The following is a 17,244-nucleotide window of genomic DNA, read 5'->3' on the forward strand; positions in this document are numbered from 1 at the left end:
GGCGCCGGTGGTCAGCCGACGCGGGTCACGGTCCGGGCGCTCAGGTCGACGATCAGGTTGCGGGTGTCGATCCAGGAGCCGTTGAGAATCTTGGTGACGAGCCGGACGCAGCGGTGCTCGCCGCACGTGGACAGGGCCGCGGGGACGTTCGCCTCGCGGTACGTGCGGTAGACGTCGCCGTTGAACCAGAGCTGCTCCGTCGAGGTCAGCTCCTTGCCCGTGGCGTCCTTGTAGTCCTCCTTGACGCCCTTGCCCAGCGGGCTCTTCAGGATCAGCTCCAGTGCCTCCCGCAGTTCCTCGGGATGCGCCGAGGGCTGGACCCCGCGCTGCGCGGCCGTCGCCTCGACCTTGCCGGTGTCGAGGTTGACGGTGCTCGTGATCAGCTCGTCGCGGCCGTAGTCGTAGAACCGGACCTCGGCGCGGCGCGGCTGCGTGGCGGCGCTCGCGTCCGCGGGCAGCGGGTCGGCCAGTTCGGTGGCCAGGTGCTGGGGCCCTCGGGCCCCCTCGACGTCACGCCGGGCGGTCCGGGCGGGCGGGGTCAGCGCCAGCTCCTCGGCCCTGCGCAGTTCGTCGTCGGTGAGCGGGTCGGTGCCCACTCCCTTCGCCCCTTCGGGCGGCGCGGTGGCGAGGGTCGCGGGCTCCGGCGCCGTTCCGGCGGAGCCCCCCTCCCCCGCGGTCGATCCGGGCGCCGCGGACGCGGCCGTCCGGCCGCCCGCCGTGCCGCTGCCTGCCGTGTCGTCCGCGCCGGCGGTCCCCGGGAGCGTGATCCCGACCATGACGGCCGTCCCGGTCACGGCCATGGCGGCGCCCGCCACCACCTTCCCCAGGTGGCGGCGCACTATTCCGTGCACTTTTCCCCCACTCTTCTCAGAGTCTCCCCGATTTCTCTGCGGTCACCCGGTAGGACGGGCCGAAGTCCTAGGAGGTTGCCCTACTTTCGGGCAGGATCTGGCCGAAGTACCCCCCAACACCCGGATCAGAATGGAAGAGTCTTATCTATGCAGGTCTGGCCGGGACAGGCGTATCCCCTGGGCGCCACCTACGACGGCGCCGGAACGAATTTCGCGGTCTTCTCGGAGGCCGCGCACCGCATCGAGCTGTGTCTGCTCCACGACGACGGCTCGGAGACGGCGGTGGAGCTGCGCGAGACGGACGCCTTCGTCCGCCATGCCTATCTGCCGGGCGTGATGCCCGGTCAGCGGTACGGGTTCCGGGTCCACGGACCCTACGCACCCGAGCACGGGCAGCGCTGCAACGCGGCGAAGCTCCTCCTCGACCCCTACGCCCGCGCGGTCTCGGGCCGGGTCGACTGGGGCGAGGCGGTGTACGGCTACCACTTCGGGAAACCCGACTCGCGCAACGACCTCGACTCGGCGCCGCACACGATGACGTCGGTCGTGGTCAACCCGTACTTCGACTGGGGTGACGACCGCCGGCCCCGGACCGACTACCACCGGACGGTGATCTACGAGGCCCACGTGAAGGGCCTGACCATGCTCCATCCCGAGCTGCCGGAGGAGTTGCGGGGCACCTATGCCGGCCTCGCGCATCCGTCGGTCATCGGGCACCTGAAGGAACTGGGCGTCACGGCACTGGAGTTGATGCCGGTCCACCAGTTCGTCAACGACCACCGGCTGGTCGACGCCGGGCTGTCGAACTACTGGGGCTACAACACCATCGGCTTCTTCGCCCCGCACAACTCCTACGCCTCCTGGGGCGACCGCGGCCAGCAGGTGCTGGAGTTCAAGTCGGCGGTGCGGGCGCTGCACCAGGCGGGCATCGAGGTCATCCTCGACGTGGTCTACAACCACACCGCCGAGGGCAACCACCTGGGCCCGACGCTCTCCTTCCGCGGCCTGGACAACCCGTCGTACTACCGGCTCACCGACGATCCCCGGTACTACATGGACACCACCGGCACCGGGAACTCGCTGCTGATGCGGTCCCCGCACGTACTTCAGATGATCATGGACAGTCTGCGGTACTGGGTGACCGAGATGCACGTCGACGGCTTCCGCTTCGACCTGGCGGCCACCCTGGCCCGCCAGTTCCACGAGGTGGACCGGCTGTCGTCCTTCTTCGACCTGGTGCAGCAGGACCCGGTCGTCAGCCAGGTCAAGCTGATCGCCGAGCCCTGGGACGTCGGCGAGGGCGGCTACCAGGTGGGCAACTTCCCACCGCTGTGGACCGAGTGGAACGGCAAGTACCGCGACTGCGTCCGGGACCTGTGGCGCGGCGAGCCCCGCACGCTGGCCGAGTTCGCCTCCCGGCTGACCGGCTCGTCCGACCTCTACCAGGACGACGGCCGCCGTCCGCTCGCCTCGGTGAACTTCGTGACCTGCCACGACGGCTTCACGCTGCGCGACCTGGTCTCGTACAACAGCAAGCACAACGAGGCCAACGGCGAGGGCAACCGGGACGGCGAGAGTCACAACCGGTCCTGGAACTGCGGTGAGGAGGGCGACACCGAGGACATCGGCATCCGCGAACTGCGGGCCCGCCAGATGCGGAACTTCCTGGCCACGCTGATGCTCTCGCAGGGCGTGCCGATGCTCAGTCACGGCGACGAGTTCGGCCGCACCCAGGGCGGCAACAACAACGCCTACTGCCAGGACAACGAGGTCGCGTGGGTGCGCTGGCCGGATCCGGACAGCGAGGAGGACGGCACGCTGCTCGCCTTCACCCGGGCGATGGTGCGGCTGCGCCGCGACCATCCGGTCCTGCGGCGTCGCCGCTTCTTCCACGGCCGGCCGGTCGAGGGCACCCACGACGAGCTGACGGACATCGCGTGGTTCACCCCCGAGGGCGAGGAGATGACGTCCCAGGACTGGCAGGCCGCGCACGCCCAGGCGCTGTCGGTCTTCCTCAACGGCAACGCGATCTCCGAGCCCGGCCCGCAGGGGGAACGGATCGCCGACGACTCCTTCCTGCTGATGTTCAACGTGTCGTCGCAGGAGCTGGAGTTCGAGGTCCCGGTCAACCACGGGCAGACGTGGCGCGTCGTGGTCGACACCTCCCACCCTGAGGGCATCCCTCCGCTGGAGGGCCCGAAGGTGGCGGCCGGCGAGCGGGTGACGCTGGCGCCGCTCAGTCTGACGGTGCTCCAGCGGCCCGCCTGAGAGCTGTCCGGACTGGACCCGGGTGCCCTCCTCCCGGGGGCCGGGCTTCGCGGCCGGTCCCCTGGTCAGGCGCGGCGCGCCGGTGGCGGGCCGGCCGGGACCGGGCGCGGCGCCGGTGCCAGGGGGTCGACAGCCCAGGACAGGGCCGCGCACAGGGCGGCCGCGACGACCGCCACCGCGAAGGCGGCGGGCGCCCCGTGGCCGTCGGCCAGGCGGCCCGCGAGCGCCAGGGCGAGCGCCTGGCCCCCGACGATCCCGCTCGTCAGGAAGGCCATCGACTCGGCGAGCCGGGCGCTCGGGACGGTCCGCTCGGTGAGGCCGAAGACCGTGATGAGGTGCGGCGCGTAGGCCGCGCCCAGGAGGGTCACCACCGCGTACAGCGCCCCGAGCGAGTCGACGAGGAGCAGGGGCACGGAGAGGACGACCAGCGCGGCGGTGGCCGCGCGCCAGCGCGTGGCCGGTCCGATCCGCGCGGGCACCGCGGTCATGGAGAGGCCGACCGCGGCGCTCGTCACGCCCATCGCGGCGTAGACGAGCCCGGCCTGGGCGGGCGCCCCGAGTTCCTCGGTGAACGCGGTGATGCCGGCCTGCGAGGCGCCGAACATGGCCCCCTGGAGCGTCATCGCGATCCGCAGGACGTAGGCCGACCGCGGCAGCCGTCCCCGTTCGGCGGCGCCCGTAAGGGTGGTACCCCAGGAGGGCGGCGGCGTGACGGCGTCCGTGGGTGTGCCGGGAGGCGTCCGGCCCTTCGGGGCCGAGGGCGGGACGGCCGGTGCCGGGCGGCGCCGCGCGGCCTGTGCCGAGGGGTGCAGCGCGAAGGCCGTGCCGAAGACGGCGAGCAGCCCGGCAGCCATGAGCAGGGCCGCCGCCGGATGCGCGAACGCGGCCGCGAGCCCGACGAGCGCCGGCCCGAGCACGAACGAGACCTCGTCGAGGGTTCCTTCGAAGGAGAGGACCGCGCCCACGAGCCGGTCGTCCGCGCCGGCGCCCCGGGCCAGGGCCACGGAGCGGGTCCGGGCGAGCGGTCCGGCCTGCGGGACCGTCGTGCCGGCCAGAGCGCCCAGCAGCACCAGCCAGCCGGTCGCCACGTGCGCGAGCGCGGCGAGGACCAGCGCCGCGACGGCCACCGCGTTGGCGGCGGAGGCCACGAGCACCACCCGGCGCTGCCCGCGCCGGTCGGCGAGCCGCCCGATGACGGGTCCGGCGCACGTCTGCCCCGCCGCGAGCGCGCCGCCCGCCAGGCCCGCCGTCGTCAGGGAGCCGCTCGTCTCGGCGACGAGGAGCAGACTGCCGAGCTGGCACATGGCGGTCGGCAGCCGGGCGAGGAACGAGACCACCGGCAGCGCCGGTCCGAGCAGGCCGAGTGTGTCGCGATACATCCGGAGCATCGGCCGAACGTAACGCGATGCACACGAACGGACGCATGGGGCGATGACACAGAAGCCGTCCAGCGGGGTACGTACGTTCGCATGACGCCCTCGCCCCTCGCTCCGACGGTCCCCACCGCCACCTACCGGCTGCAGCTCCAGCCGGAGTTCCCGTTCGCGGCCGCCGAGCGGGCCGTCCCGTATCTCGCCGGCCTCGGAGTCTCGCACCTGCACCTGTCGCCGGTCCTGGAGGCCGTACCCGGCTCCGGTCACGGCTACGACGTCACCGACCACCGGGCCGTCCGGGCGGAGCTGGGCGGCGAGGAGGGCCTTCGGGCGCTCGCCGCCACCGCCCGGAGCCACGGACTCGGTCTGGTCGTCGACCTGGTGCCCAATCACATGGCCGCCTCGCCGCGGCACAACCACGCGCTCTGGGAGGTGCTCCGCGAGGGTCCCGGATCCCCGTACGCGCGCTGGTTCGACGTGGACTGGGAGGCGGAGGACGGGCGGATCCTGCTGCCCGTGCTGCCGGACCGGCTGCCGGAGGTACGGGAGCGGTTCGTGGTGGCGGACGGGGTGCTGCGCCTCGACGACCAGGAGTTCCCGCTGCGCGAGGGGACGGCGGACCTGCCTCTGGACGAGCTGCTCGACGCGCAGTGGTACCGGCTGTCGTGGTGGCGACTGGCCCGTACGGAGCTCAACTACCGCCGCTTCTTCACGATCTCGGACCTGATCGGGGTACGGGTGGAGGAACCCGAGGTCTTCGAGGCGACCCACGCGAAGATCGTGGAGCTGGTGCGGGACGGGGTGATCGAGGGTCTGCGGATCGACCATCCGGACGGGCTGGCCGACCCGCTGGGCTATCTGGAGCGGCTGCGGGAGGCGACGGACGGCCGGTGCTGGACGGTCGTGGAGAAGATCCTCACCGCCACGGAACCGCTGCCCGCGGACTGGCCCGTCGCCGGCACCACCGGCTACGACGCGCTGCGCCACGTGGACGGGCTCTTCACCGACCCCGTGGGCGCGGACGAACTGCTGGACGTCTACCGGCAGTTCGCGGGACGGGCCGGCGACCGCGGAGGCTACTGGGAGGCGACCGCGCGCCGCGCGGCGTACAAGGTCGTGACGCACGAGCTGGCCGCCGAGACGGCCGTGCTGACCCGCATGGCGGGCCGGCTCTGCGCGGCCGACCCGGAGCTGCGCGACCACGCGCCGTGGGCGCTGCTGACGGCGATCCGCGAACTCCTGGTCCGGGTCCCCGTCTACCGCACCTACGGAACCGGCGGCGAGGAGGTGCTGACTCCGGAGGCGGCGCGCGGGGCGAAGGCCGCGTTCGCCGTCGCGGAAGAGGCCTCGGCGGTCGACACGGTGCGGGACCTCGCACTCGGCCGGCGCGGGGACGGTCCCGGACACCGGGCGTTCCGGGCGCGGTTCGAGCAGACGTCGTCCGCGCTGCGCGCCAAGTCCGTCGAGGACACGGCGTTCTACCGCTACACCCCGCTGCTGTCGGCGAACGAGGTGGGTGGGGATCCGGGCCGGCCGGCGATCACGCCCGAGGAGTTCCACGCGTACTGCCTGCGGCTGGCCCGGGACTGGCCGGCCACCGGCACGGTGCTGACCACGCACGACACCAAGCGCAGCGCGGATGTCCGGGCAGGCATCGCGGTGCTGTCCCAGTGCCCCGGCGTGTGGGCGGAGTTGCTGGAGGAGGTGGCGGGGGTGCCGGCGCCCGATCCGCACCTGGCCTGGACGGCGTGGCAGACCGCGTTCGGCTTCGGCTCGGCGGACGCGGCCCGGCTCGGCCCCGCGGTGCTCAAGTCGGTACGGGAGGCGGGGCTGCACACCAGCTGGACCGAGCCCGATCCGGCCTACGAGCGGGCGGTGAGCGACTTCGTGGCGGCGGGCCCCGGCCGGATCCCGCTGCGGGCGGCGTCGGAGACGGCCTTCGCCCTGGAACCGCACATCCGCGCCGCGATGCTGGGCGCGGCCCTGGTCCAGCTGACGATGCCGGGCGTGCCGGAGCTCTACCAGGGCACCGAGCGGGAGTACCGGGCCCTGGTGGACCCGGACAACCGGGAGCCGTTCGCGGTGGGCGCGGACGACGACAAGACCGCGCTGGTCCGGGCGGCACTGGGGCTGCGCCGCCGGCACCCGGAGCTGTTCGGCACGTCGGGCACGTACACCCCGCTGACCGCGACCGGGCCGGGGGCGCCGCACTGTGTCGCCTTCGCCCGCTCCGGCGAGGTGGTCACGGCCGTCACGCGGCTGCCGTTGCGGCTCGCCGAGTCGGGCGGCTGGCAGGACACGGAGCTGACGCTCCCGCCGGGCCGCTGGTTCGACCTCCTCGACGGGGTGCGGGAGTTCGCCGGTGGCACGGTGAAGGTGGCGGAGCTGCTGGCGGAGCGTCCGGTGGCGCTGCTCAGCCGCCGGGCCGTACGAGAAGGCTCCGCGGGGCCCGGGTGATGAGGCCGGTCCGCTCGGGCCGGAAGCCGTCGGCGAGGCGCAGCCGCGGCATGGCGTCGAGCAGGGCCCGCAGGGCGTACTCGGCCTCCAGTCCGGCCAGCACGACCGCCGGGCAGAAGCCGGTGCCGTAGGTGAGCTGGCCGGGGTCGTCGCGCCGGGGGTCGTAGCGGTCGGCCTCGCGGAAGCGCTCCGGGTCGCGGCCGGCGGCCCCGATGAGCAGGGCGACCGGCTCCCCCGCGGGGATCGTGCCGCCGGTGACCGGCACGTCGGCGCCGGTCCGGCGGACCGCGATCTGCACGGGCGGGTCGCGGCGCAGCGATTCGGTCCAGGCCCGGGTGAAGGGGCTCGTGGGTCCCGTGGGGGCGTCCCGGAGCTCCGCCAGCCGGTCGGGGTCGGCGAGCACGTTGGCGAGGAACGAGGCCAGCGCCTTCTCCCGGACGGCGATCTGGGCGGTGCACTGGCCGGCGAGCGCGGAGGCGGCCCGGCCGCGCACCAGCCGCATCATGTCGCGGTACGGCACCCCGACGGCGGCGGCGACCGTGCCGGCGGGCAGCCAGTGGCAGAAGTCGGCGACCAGGTCGGCCTGGGGGCGGTCGGCGATCCGGCGGGCGAGGACGTGGGCCGTGCGCTCGGCGACGGCCCGCAGCTCCTCCACGTCGACGTCGACGTGGGTGTCGGCGCAGGGCGGGTCGCCGGGCCGGTGGCCGTGCGTGAAGCGGGCGTCGGTGAGGGCGGTGGCCACGTCGGCGTACCGGCTCAGCACCCAGGCGCGCAGCAACGGGTCGTAGGTGAGGGGGAACTGCTCCCGCAGGACCCGGTGGACGCGATGCGGGTCGCGGGTGGCTCCGGGGTCGAGGAGGCTGGGCGCGACGGTCCGGCTCCGCCGCCGCCCGGCGGCGGGCGGCACGGCACCGGCCCGGCCCGCGAGGGGGGCCGTGCGGCGCGTCCTGGCGCGTGCCATGGGAGGGAGGTCCGTCCAGTTGTCCTGCCGTATGCCCGGGGTCGCTTCCTCGCGCATCGTGCCCCCTGTCGGTCCGATGGTGGGTCTCCCCACCCCACCACCAGGCTGGCCCTGCCGCAGCTCGCATACCGCCGAACGGGTTAAAAGTGCCGGGAAAGAACGGTCCGACCGTGGGGCCGGTCACGGCCGCCTGTCACGGCCGCCGGTCACGGCCGCCTGTCACGGATCAGCGCGGAGAGAGCCGGAACGACATCTGGCCGAAGGCGACCATGTCACCGGGCCGGACGGCGACCGCTCCCGTCACCCGGCGCCCGTTGACGGTGGTGCCGTTCGTCGAGCCGAGGTCGCGCAGCACCCACATACCGCCCTGCAGGGAGAGCTCGGCGTGCAGCCGCGAGACCGTCTCGTGGCTGAGCCGCAGTCCGTTGACCGGATCCCGGCCGATCCGCAGCGGATGGGGACCCGGTTGGGGCAGCAGCAGCTTGGGGAGCCGCTCCGCCCGCCACGCGCGCCCGACCTTCGCCGTGAACGCCGACATCCGCTCGACCGCGCCCACCACGCGCCGGGTCCACGGCCCCTCGGACTCCAGGTCGGCGGTCAGCAGCGCGAGTTCGTCGGGGCGGCGGGCGACGAGCACACGCTCCATGCGGTAGACGAACGTGTCGTGCGAGAGACGGCCCGTCGCGGCGCCCTCGCGGAGCAGCCCCAGCGCGCGGTCCCGCTCGGCGTCGGAGACGCGGACGGGAACGGGGACGGGGCCGGAGTGCGTGGGGAACTCGAACGGGGTGCTCACATTCGCGATTGTCGGTCCGACCGGTAGGCAGTGTCCAGAAGACCCCGGACGGGAAACTCCGTACCCCTCCGACCAAGATCGTTGTACGGTCTGCGCACTCGACTCCCTGGAGGGAAGCACCACGTGCCCACGACCCCGACCGGGCCGGACCTCGGCCTCACGCTCCGCCCGCTCGCCGGACCGGAGGAGCTCGCGCTCTTCTGCCGCCTCAGCTACGTCCTCGACCACGAGCTGGAGGGCGACCTCGCCGACGGCCTCCGCCGGCCGGAATGGATGTGGGTGGCGCTCCGCGACGACCGGGTCCTGGCCAGGCTCGCCTGGTGGACGAGCAAGGAGGGCGGCGAGCCGCAGGCCCTCGACTTCTTCGACCTCGACCCCGCCCTCCCCGCCGAGGAGCGCGCCGACATCGGCCTGCGGCTGCTGGAGACCGCCACCGCCGCCGTGGTGCCGGAGGGCGTGCAGCGCCCCGAGTACGGCCGATTCCTGCCCCCGGACTGGCGCGAGGTCGCGGAGACCCGTGAGCAGTTGGAGACCCTGTTCGCGGTGCTGGAGCGCGCCGGGGCCCGGCCGCTCGTCGAGCGGCTGCGCCTGGAGTGGCGCGCGGGCACGGCGGTACCCGAGCCGAAGGGCCGGCTGGCCTTCCGGCCCGTGCGGGACCGCGAGGACCTGGTCGCGCTCATGGTCCAGGTCCTGGAAGGGACGCTCGACGCGCACGGCCTGGCCGAACTGGCGTCCGGCATGTCCGCCCGCGAGTCGGCCGAGCTGCAGTACGAGGAGGAGTTCGCCGGGTACTCCTCGCCCCGAGAGTGGTGGCAGGTGGCGGAGCTTCCGGAGACCGGCGAGCCCGTCGGCTTCGTCGTCCCGGCCAGGAACAACTACCACCACAACATCGCCTACATCGGTGTGCTCCCGGCCCACCGGGGCAACGGCTACGTCGACGACATCCTGGTCGAGGGCACCCGCGTCCTGGCCGGCCACGACGTGCCGCGGATCCGGGCGGCGACCGACCTCGGGAACGTGCCGATGGCGCGTTCCTTCGCGCGGGCGGGTTACGTGACCTTCGAGCGGGCGATCAATTACGTGTGGGACGCGCCGGGCGCCACGGGGTCCTGACTGCCAGGATGGACGCCGTAGCCGTTGGTCCATCGACGAGGGGATCGGCCAGTGCTGTTCGAGGTGTGGGCCCCCGCGGCCCGTGACCGGGTGACGCTGGAGCTGAACGGCACCGCCCACCCGATGGAACGGGACGCGGAGCGGGCCGGCTGGTGGACCTGCGTGGCGGCGGCCGGGGACGGCGACCGGTACGGCTTCGCCCTGGACGGCGGGCACGTCCTGCCCGACCCGCGCTCCCGCCGTCAGCCCGACGGCCCGGACGGCCTGAGCGCGGTCGTCGACCACGACGCGTACGTCTGGTTCAACGAGGCGCCGAAGCTGCGACTGCGGGCCGCGGTGCTGTACGAACTGCACGTCGGGACCTTCACCCCGGACGGCACCCTGGACGGGGCCCGCGACCGTCTCGGGGAGCTGGCCGGGCTCGGCATCACCCATGTGGAGCTGATGCCCCTGTGCCCGTTCCCGGGCCGGTGGGGCTGGGGGTACGACGGGGTGGCGCCCTGGGCGGTGCACGAGCCGTACGGCGGCCCGGCCGCGCTCAAACGCTTCGTCGACACGGCGCACGGGCTCGGGATGGGCGTGGTCCTCGACGTCGTCCACAACCATCTCGGCCCGTCCGGGAACCATCTGCCCTCCTTCGGGCCGTACTTCACCGACACCCACCACACGCCCTGGGGCGCGGCGGTGAACCTCGACGCGCCGGGTTCGGACGAGGTCCGCGCGTACCTGCTGGGCAGCGCGCTGGGCTGGCTGCGGGACTACCGGATCGACGGGCTGCGCCTGGACGCGGTGCACGCGCTGGTGGACAACCGGGCGCTGACCTTCCTGGAGGAGCTGTCGGAGGCGGTCGACGAACTGGCGCGCGAACAGGGGCGGCAGCACTTCCTCGTCGCCGAGTCCGACCAGGCCGATCCGCGCACCACCACCCCGCGGGTGGCGGGCGGCCTCGGGCTCCACGCCCAGTGGAACGACGACTTCCACCACGCCCTCCACGTGGTCCTGACCGGCGAGTCCCAGGGGTACTACGCCGACTTCGCGCGCGCCCCGCTGGCCGCGCTCGCCAAGACACTGCGGCAGGTCTTCTTCCACGACGGCACGTACTCCAGCTTCCGTGGCCGCCACCACGGCCGCCCGGTGGACCGGGTGCGCACCCCCGCGCACCGCTTCCTGGGCTACGCCCAGACCCACGACCAGATCGGCAACCGGGCGCTGGGCGACCGGCTCTCGGCGACCCTCTCCCCCGGGCTGCTGGCCTGCGCGGCCGCGCTGGTGCTGACCGGCCCGTCCGTCCCGATGCTCTTCATGGGCGAGGAATGGGGCGCCGGAACACCCTGGCAGTACTTCACCGACCACACGGATCCGGAGCTCGCGGAGGCGGTGCGGCGGGGCCGGCGGCGGGAGTTCGCGGCACACGGCTGGGCGGAGGAGGAGGTCCCGGACCCGCAGGACCCGGCCACCCGGGACCGCTCCGTGCTGGACCGCGCCGAGCGCGAACGGGCGCCGCACAACCGCCTGCTGGCCTGGCACCGGGAACTCGTCGCGCTGCGCCGCACGCTGCCGGACCTGACCGACCCCGACCTGGCGGCGGTCCGCGTGGCCTTCGACGAGGAGGCCCGGTGGCTGGCCTTCCGGCGCGGGGTGCTGCGGGTCGCGGTCAACCTGGGCAAGGAGCCGGTGGACATCCCGATCGGGTCCAACGGCCGCGACCGGGTCCTGGCGTCCTGGGAGCCGGTCGAGGCGCCCGGTGCGGACGGGGTGCTGCGGCTCCCGGCGGAGTGCGCCGCGATCCTGACGGACGGCTGAGGGCGGACGCCGGCACGCCCGAGCGCCCGGCACCCCGTGCGGGGTACCGGGCGCTCGGACACGGCCGTCGCCGGGCCCGGCGGCCTACTCGACGATCGCCATCTCGTGCGGGGTGTTGTTGAAGCGGCGGCCCGAGCCGTCCTCCGTCGCCGTCACGATGTCCTCGATGCGGACCCCGAAGCGGCCCGGCAGGTAGATCCCCGGCTCGATCGAGAAGCACATGCCGGGCACGACCGGCCGCTCCTCCCCCTCGATCATGTACGGCGGTTCGTGGGTGGTGACCCCGATGCCGTGGCCGGTGCGGTGGATGAAGTACTCGCCGTAGCCCGCGTCCGTGATCACCTTGCGGGCCGCCCGGTCCACGTCCTGGCAGGCCACGCCCGGCCGGACGGCCTCGAAACCGGCCTGCTGCGCCTCGCGCACGATGTCGTGGACGCGCTGCTCCTCGGCCGTCGGCTCGCCGACGTGGACGGTCCGGGTGGTGTCGGAGCCGTAACCATGCTTGAGGCCGCCGAAGTCGAGGACCACCATGTCCCCGCGCTCGATGACCCGCTCCCCCGCCTCGTGGTGCGGGTTGGCACCGTTGGGCCCGGAGCCGACGACGGTGAAGTCGACCTGGGAGTGGCCGAAGCGCGTCAGCAGCCCGGCGAGGTCGGCGGCCACCTCGGTCTCGCGGCGGCCGGCGAAGCGGACCTTGAGGATCTCGCCGTACGCCTGGTCGGCGGCGGCGCCGGCCGCCGCGACCCGGGCCAGCTCGTGGGAGTCCTTCACGGCCCGCAGCATCGGCAGCGCGTCGGTGAGCGACACGTAGGAGGTGCCCGGCAGCTGCTTCTGCAGGCCGAGGAGGTGCATGGCCCAGGCGTTGTCGCTGACGCCGAACCGGCCGTCGACATCGAGGAGCGGCGCGGTGACCTCGTACGGGTCCTTGCCGTCGGTCCAGTCCCGCAGGGTGAGCGCGGCGGCGCCGGCGGCCTTCTCGGCGTCGGGGGCCTCAAGCGTCGGCACGACGAGGACCGGGTCCTGGCCGACGGCCAGGACGAGGACGGTGAGCCGTTCGGTGATCGCGGTCGGCTGGTAGCCGGTGAGGTACACCAGGTCGGGGCCGGGGGCGACCAGCACTCCGGCGAGCCCGGCGTCCGCCGCGGACCCGACGGCCCGTTCCATGCGGGCGCGGTAGTCGTCGGCGGTGAACGGGGCGGGTGCGGACGTGCTCGGCATGGGGTCTCCTTCTCGACGTACAGCATCCTGCCTGGCGCGGTGCGCCGCCGCGACCGCTCAGAGTTGCTCGGGATCCTGGGTGATGAGGCGTTCCAGCAGCTCCTGGAAGTCCTCGCCGACGACGATCCTCAGTTCGCCGCCGTCCTCGTCGTGTTCGCTGAGCTGGGTGAGCCGGCCGTGCCGCCACCAGAAGACGTACGGGCTGATCGCCCCCGGCGTGTCCTCGTAACCGGACGCGGCGAACGACGCCATCGCGCCCAGCGCGGGGACGATCGTGGTGTCCCGGATGGGATGGAAGGCCAGCTGGTGCCGGAACGGCATCGCGACCAGCGCGCCGTGCTCGCCCAGCGGCTCCCCGGTGACCCGCCGGACGACGGCGTCCAGGTCCAGGACACGACTCGCGGTGTAGAACGAGTCGCCGAGGATCACCTCGAAGCACATGCCGTCGGCGTCCCGCACGGTCTCGTGCCCCTCGACGGGCAGGGCGCGCAGATTGGCCAGTGCCCGCTCGCGGAGCCGCCGGACGTCGCCGAGCGGCTCCAGCGCCTCGTCGGTGAGCATCATGACGCTCTCCGGCAGGTCGAGGGCGAGGATCTCGTACAGGCCCGGCGCGACGGTCCGGGCGTATCCGAAAGCCGTCGGGTCGATGCCGTCCCCGCTGACGACCCGGGGGTAGAGCTGGGAGCGGATCTGTTCGGGCGGCAGGGTGTCGAGCGCCGAGGGTTCCTCCATGGTCCGGAGCACCAACCCGACATGACGGTGGATCAGTTCATGCCAGACGCGAGGCCCGCGGCGGTCGTTGTGGCAGACGGCGGCGAGGTTCCCGAGCCCGAATCGCCGTCCGCCGTCGTCGGTCACCACATCGGCGTACACGGTGACTTCGAGGCCGAGCTCGGCGAAGGACTCCCTGACGCGACTCCGGAAGAGGGCGGCCTCCCGGACGGAGAAGTAGCTGAACTCGGGGTCGCGGGGCGCGTCTTCGCCGTCCCGCCTGGGTCCTCGCCGGAACAAGCCCACGTATGCCCGCCTTCCGTCGCCGCCGTGTCACCGCGCCACCACGCCGACCGTGTCGCCGGTCACCGTGCCGCCGCGCCACGGCCAAGCCTAGAGGCGGGAGGTCACGCGCGCAGTCGCCGCGCCAACTCGGCTGCCTGACCCAGGGGTTCACCACCGAGATGCAGGAGTTCGGTCCGGTGGACGAGACGGGGCGACCCGAGCGGAACGGCGACCGCGTCCGGGACTCCGGCGGCGACGCTCGCCGGGAGCAGGGCGAGGCCGTGTCCCGCGGCGGCCAGCGCGGCCAGCGTGCGGACGTCGGTGCCCTCGTGGCGCAGAGCGGCGCGGAAGCCGTGGCCTCCGGGGCCGCCGTGGGCCGCGCGCAGCCGGTCCAGCGGGAAGCCGGTGTGGGGGGCGTCGAGCCAGCGCGCGTCGACGAGGTCGGCCAGCCGCAGCGCGCCGCGGCCGGCGAGCGGATGCCCGGCGGGCAGCAGGACGGCGAGCGGCTCCTCGGTGAGGCGGACGGCGGTGAGCGGGGCGACGTCGGGCAGCCGCAGGGGGTCGCTGGGGGCGGCGAGGCCGTCGACCAGGCCGAGGTCGGCGCTCCCGTCGGCGACGGCGGCGGGCACCTCGTCACGGGGCAGGGTCCGCAGGGTGACGCCCGCGGCGGGCAGGGCGGCGAGGGCACGGGGGTGCACGGCGAGCGGTGACGCGGCGAGGGTCACCGTCCCGCGGGGCGCCGCCGCGAAGCGGGCGAGGTCGGCGCGGGCGGCGTCGAGCCTCAGCAGGAGCGATCCGGCGTGTTCGAGGAGACGGGCGCCGGCGGGCGTGGGGACGACGGGCCGGCGGCCGAGGAGCGGCGTACCGAGGTCGCCCTCCAGGGCGGCGATGTGCTGGGAGACGGCGGACTGGGTGTATCCGAGCGCGCGGGCGGCCTCGGAGAAGGAGGCGAGCCGGACGACGGTGACATAGGTGCGCAGGAGGTGCGGGTCCATGAGGAGGTGAGCATAAGTGTTCCTGATGGATCATGCAGGAATCATCGTTGGACGTGAACGAGTGCCTCCGCCCAGCATGATGGGCATGACGAACTCCCCTACGACCGACTCCCCCGCCCCGGAGGCGCGGGCGGCGCGCCCGTCGAGGACACCCCGCGTCGCGCTGGTCGGCGACCGGTCCCCGCACGTGACGTCCCATGCCCGGGTCCCGCTGCTCCTCGACGCGCTGGCGGAGCGCGACGGCCTCGTCCTGGACGCGTACTGGATCGCGACCCCGGACGCGCGGGAGCCCGGCGCGGTGAGGGGCTTCGACGCGGTGTGGGTGCTGCCCGGCAGTCCGTACGCCAGCGAGGAGGGGGCGCTCGCGGCCGTCCGGACCGCCCGCGAGGACGGCATCCCGCTCCTGGGCACCTGCGGCGGGTTCCAGCACGCGCTGCTGGAGTTCGCGCGGAACGTCTGCGGACTGCCGCGCCTCGCGCACGCCGAGAACGATCCGGGCGCGGACTCCCACGACCTGCTGATCGCCCCGCTGGCCTGCTCGCTCGTGGGGCACGAGGGCACGGTGAGGGTGACGCCCGGCTCGCTGGCGGAGTCGGTGCTCGGCGCCGAGCGGTCGACCGAGCGCTACCACTGCGAGTACGGCCCGGACGGCCGCCATCTGGACACCCTCCGTGCGCACGGCCTGCGCTTCAGCGGTGAGGACGAGGCGGGGCAGGTGCGGATCGCGGAGCTGCCGGGGCATCCCTTCTACCTGGCGACGCTCTTCCAGCCGGAGCTGGCCGGTGACGGGACCCGCCCGCATCCGGTGGTCCGGGCGCTGGCCAGGGCGGCGACGGCCCACGCGACGGTCTGACCGGCCGGGGCGACGAGGTGGCGGGCGGCGGGCGGGCGGCGGACCGGGGCCGGCGGCGCGGTCAGCTCATCCGGACGACCAGGTGGGCGCGGTCCCGGCCGCGGGCCACGAGCCGGGCGTTGACCTCGTCGGAGTCCCGCACCCAGCGCTCGGCATACGCCCGGTCCTTGCCGAAGCGGACGTGCCGGTCCACGAGCCGCGGCACCCGGCGGTGGTCGTCGAGCTCCAGGAACCACGCCTCGTCCAGGAGCGGCCGGACCAGGGCCCACGGACCCTCGTCATGGAGGAGGTAGTTCCCCTCCGTGATCACGAGCGGGACGTCGGCCGGCACCGGTACGGAGCCGGCGACCGGCTCCTCCAGGGCCCGGTCGAAGGCGGGGGCGTAGACCGTGACGCCGGGTTGGGCGGCCCGGAGCCGGGTCAGCAGCGCGGCGTAGCCCGCGGCGTCGAAGGTGTCCGGCGCCCCCTTGCGCCCCGCTCGGCCGAGCCGGCGCAGCTCTTCCTGGGCGAGGTGGAAACCGTCCATGGGCACGAGGACGGCGAGGCCGTCGAGCCGGGAGACCAGACGCGCGGCGAGGGTGGACTTCCCGGCGCCGGGCGCGCCCGCGAGGCCCAGGATCCGCCGTCCGCCGGGGACGGCGAGGAGCCGGGCGCGGGCCGTGAGCCCGGCGAGCTGCTGCGCTTCCATGCGGGGCATTCTCCCACTCGATTTGACGGGACCCAGTTGTACGTATGACGTTGGGTGTCATGTCGTCCATCGCACTCGTCACCCTCGTCGTCCGTGACTACGACGAGGCCATCGCCTTCTACACCGACGCCCTCGGCTTCGAGCTCGTCGAGGACACCGACCGCGGCGACGGCTCGCGCTGGGTCGTCGTACGTCCCCGGGGCGGCGTCGGCGGTCTCGGCAACGCGGGGCTGCTGCTCGCCCGCGCCCGCGGCCCCGAGCAGGAGTCCAGCGTGGGCGCCCAGACGGGCGGCCGCGTGGGCTTCTTCCTCCACACCGAGGACTTCGCGGGCGACCACGCCCGGATGTCCGCCGCCGGAGTTCGCTTCCTGGAGGAACCGCGGCACGAGGTGTACGGCTCGGTCGCGGTCTTCGAGGACCTCTACGGCAACCGCTGGGACCTGCTCCAGCCCGCCGGCTGACCCCTGCTCCCCGCTGACTCCCCGCCCGGTCCCGCCGGGCTCTCGCCACGGCCGGGACAGGCGGCACCGGGGCGACTCCGGGCGGTCCGTACCGGATCCGGCGGCCTCGGGCCGCGCCCTCCCGTCCGGCGCGGCGAACCGAACCGACGTGCCCGCGGGGCCCGGTGGGCGCGGGCCGGTCGCCGCCCGCGTAAATTCGCTGTCGCCCGCGCCCCTGGTCTCCCTAGACTCGCAGCGCGCACCGCCCGTGTGCGCCTGACCAGCCGAACCGAGGGGAGCCGACCGTGCGTTGCCACATCGCCGTCGCCGTTCCCCGTTCCCGGTACGACGTGATCCTCGCCTCTTCGCGCGCCCGACGGCGGCTGCGCGGCCGCCGTCGCAGGCCCGCGACGACCCTCTGACCCCTCTCTGCGC

The 17,244-nt window shown here is 74.1% G+C and carries 14 protein-coding genes; 6 read left to right on the forward strand and 8 right to left on the reverse strand.

Features of this window, described 5'->3' with window-relative positions; genetic code table 11:
• Window positions 1-11 precede the first annotated feature (11 nt).
• The gene (locus tag ACGFZF_RS35520) at window positions 12-851 is read right to left on the reverse strand and encodes a Tat pathway signal sequence domain protein (protein WP_393561137.1); all 840 of its coding nucleotides are present in this window, start codon (window positions 849-851) and stop codon (window positions 12-14) included.
• A 147-nt stretch (window positions 852-998) separates the two neighbouring features.
• On the opposite strand from ACGFZF_RS35520, the gene glgX reads away from it, so the two are divergent.
• Window positions 999-3,119 (forward strand): glycogen debranching protein GlgX, encoded by a 2,121-nt coding sequence (gene glgX, locus ACGFZF_RS35525; RefSeq protein ID WP_393561139.1) that lies wholly within the window; start codon window positions 999-1,001, stop codon window positions 3,117-3,119.
• A gap of 65 nt (window positions 3,120-3,184) precedes the next feature.
• On the opposite strand, the gene ACGFZF_RS35530 is transcribed toward glgX, so the two are convergent.
• Window positions 3,185-4,498 (reverse strand): MFS transporter, encoded by a 1,314-nt coding sequence (locus ACGFZF_RS35530; protein WP_393561191.1) that lies wholly within the window; start codon window positions 4,496-4,498, stop codon window positions 3,185-3,187.
• Between the two features lie 90 nt (window positions 4,499-4,588).
• On the opposite strand from ACGFZF_RS35530, the gene treY reads away from it, so the two are divergent.
• Window positions 4,589-6,949, forward strand: coding sequence for a malto-oligosyltrehalose synthase (gene treY / locus ACGFZF_RS35535; RefSeq protein WP_393561141.1), 2,361 nt, complete (start codon window positions 4,589-4,591; stop codon window positions 6,947-6,949).
• Here the strand turns inward: treY and ACGFZF_RS35540 are convergent.
• On the reverse strand, window positions 6,906-7,910 hold the full coding sequence (locus ACGFZF_RS35540; RefSeq protein WP_393561143.1) for a cytochrome P450: 1,005 nt from the start codon (window positions 7,908-7,910) through the stop codon (window positions 6,906-6,908). The genes treY and ACGFZF_RS35540 overlap by 44 nt on opposite strands.
• A gap of 226 nt (window positions 7,911-8,136) precedes the next feature.
• Window positions 8,137-8,703, reverse strand: coding sequence for an FHA domain-containing protein (locus tag ACGFZF_RS35545; protein ID WP_393561145.1), 567 nt, complete (start codon window positions 8,701-8,703; stop codon window positions 8,137-8,139).
• Window positions 8,704-8,826: 123 nt separating this feature from the next.
• Between ACGFZF_RS35545 and ACGFZF_RS35550 the strand changes: the two genes are divergently transcribed.
• Both ACGFZF_RS35550 and treZ read left to right on the forward strand, forming a co-directional pair.
• Window positions 8,827-9,816 (forward strand): GNAT family N-acetyltransferase, encoded by a 990-nt coding sequence (locus tag ACGFZF_RS35550; RefSeq protein WP_393561147.1) that lies wholly within the window; start codon window positions 8,827-8,829, stop codon window positions 9,814-9,816.
• Between the two features lie 51 nt (window positions 9,817-9,867).
• A complete protein-coding gene (gene treZ / locus ACGFZF_RS35555; protein ID WP_393561148.1) occupies window positions 9,868-11,619 on the forward strand; it encodes a malto-oligosyltrehalose trehalohydrolase in 1,752 nt (583 codons plus the stop codon).
• An 84-nt stretch (window positions 11,620-11,703) separates the two neighbouring features.
• Here the strand turns inward: treZ and ACGFZF_RS35560 are convergent, their stop codons facing one another.
• The 3 genes from ACGFZF_RS35560 to ACGFZF_RS35570 all read right to left on the reverse strand — a co-directional run bounded on the left by ACGFZF_RS35560 (window position 11,704) and on the right by ACGFZF_RS35570 (window position 14,828).
• Window positions 11,704-12,837, reverse strand: coding sequence for an aminopeptidase P family protein (locus tag ACGFZF_RS35560; protein ID WP_386543964.1), 1,134 nt, complete (start codon window positions 12,835-12,837; stop codon window positions 11,704-11,706).
• A gap of 57 nt (window positions 12,838-12,894) precedes the next feature.
• Window positions 12,895-13,854 carry a hypothetical protein gene (locus ACGFZF_RS35565; RefSeq protein WP_393561151.1) on the reverse strand — a complete coding sequence of 320 codons (960 nt, stop codon included), beginning with the start codon at window positions 13,852-13,854 and terminating at the stop codon, window positions 12,895-12,897.
• A gap of 101 nt (window positions 13,855-13,955) precedes the next feature.
• On the reverse strand, window positions 13,956-14,828 hold the full coding sequence (locus ACGFZF_RS35570; protein WP_393561153.1) for a LysR family transcriptional regulator: 873 nt from the start codon (window positions 14,826-14,828) through the stop codon (window positions 13,956-13,958).
• 85 nt (window positions 14,829-14,913) lie between these two features.
• On the opposite strand from ACGFZF_RS35570, the gene ACGFZF_RS35575 reads away from it, so the two are divergent.
• Entirely contained in the window at window positions 14,914-15,681 is a 768-nt protein-coding gene (locus ACGFZF_RS35575; protein WP_393561155.1) for a hypothetical protein, read from the forward strand.
• 61 nt (window positions 15,682-15,742) lie between these two features.
• On the opposite strand, the gene ACGFZF_RS35580 is transcribed toward ACGFZF_RS35575, so the two are convergent.
• Window positions 15,743-16,378, reverse strand: coding sequence for a nucleoside/nucleotide kinase family protein (locus tag ACGFZF_RS35580; RefSeq protein WP_393561157.1), 636 nt, complete (start codon window positions 16,376-16,378; stop codon window positions 15,743-15,745).
• A 50-nt stretch (window positions 16,379-16,428) separates the two neighbouring features.
• Here ACGFZF_RS35580 and ACGFZF_RS35585 point away from each other — a divergent pair, with 50 nt between their 5' ends.
• Entirely contained in the window at window positions 16,429-16,830 is a 402-nt protein-coding gene (locus ACGFZF_RS35585; protein WP_356608317.1) for a VOC family protein, read from the forward strand.
• Window positions 16,831-17,244: the final 414 nt, after the last annotated feature.

It is taken from the genome of Streptomyces sp. NPDC048338 (assembly GCF_043201055.1).
In the GTDB taxonomy this organism is placed as follows: domain Bacteria; phylum Actinomycetota; class Actinomycetes; order Streptomycetales; family Streptomycetaceae; genus Streptomyces.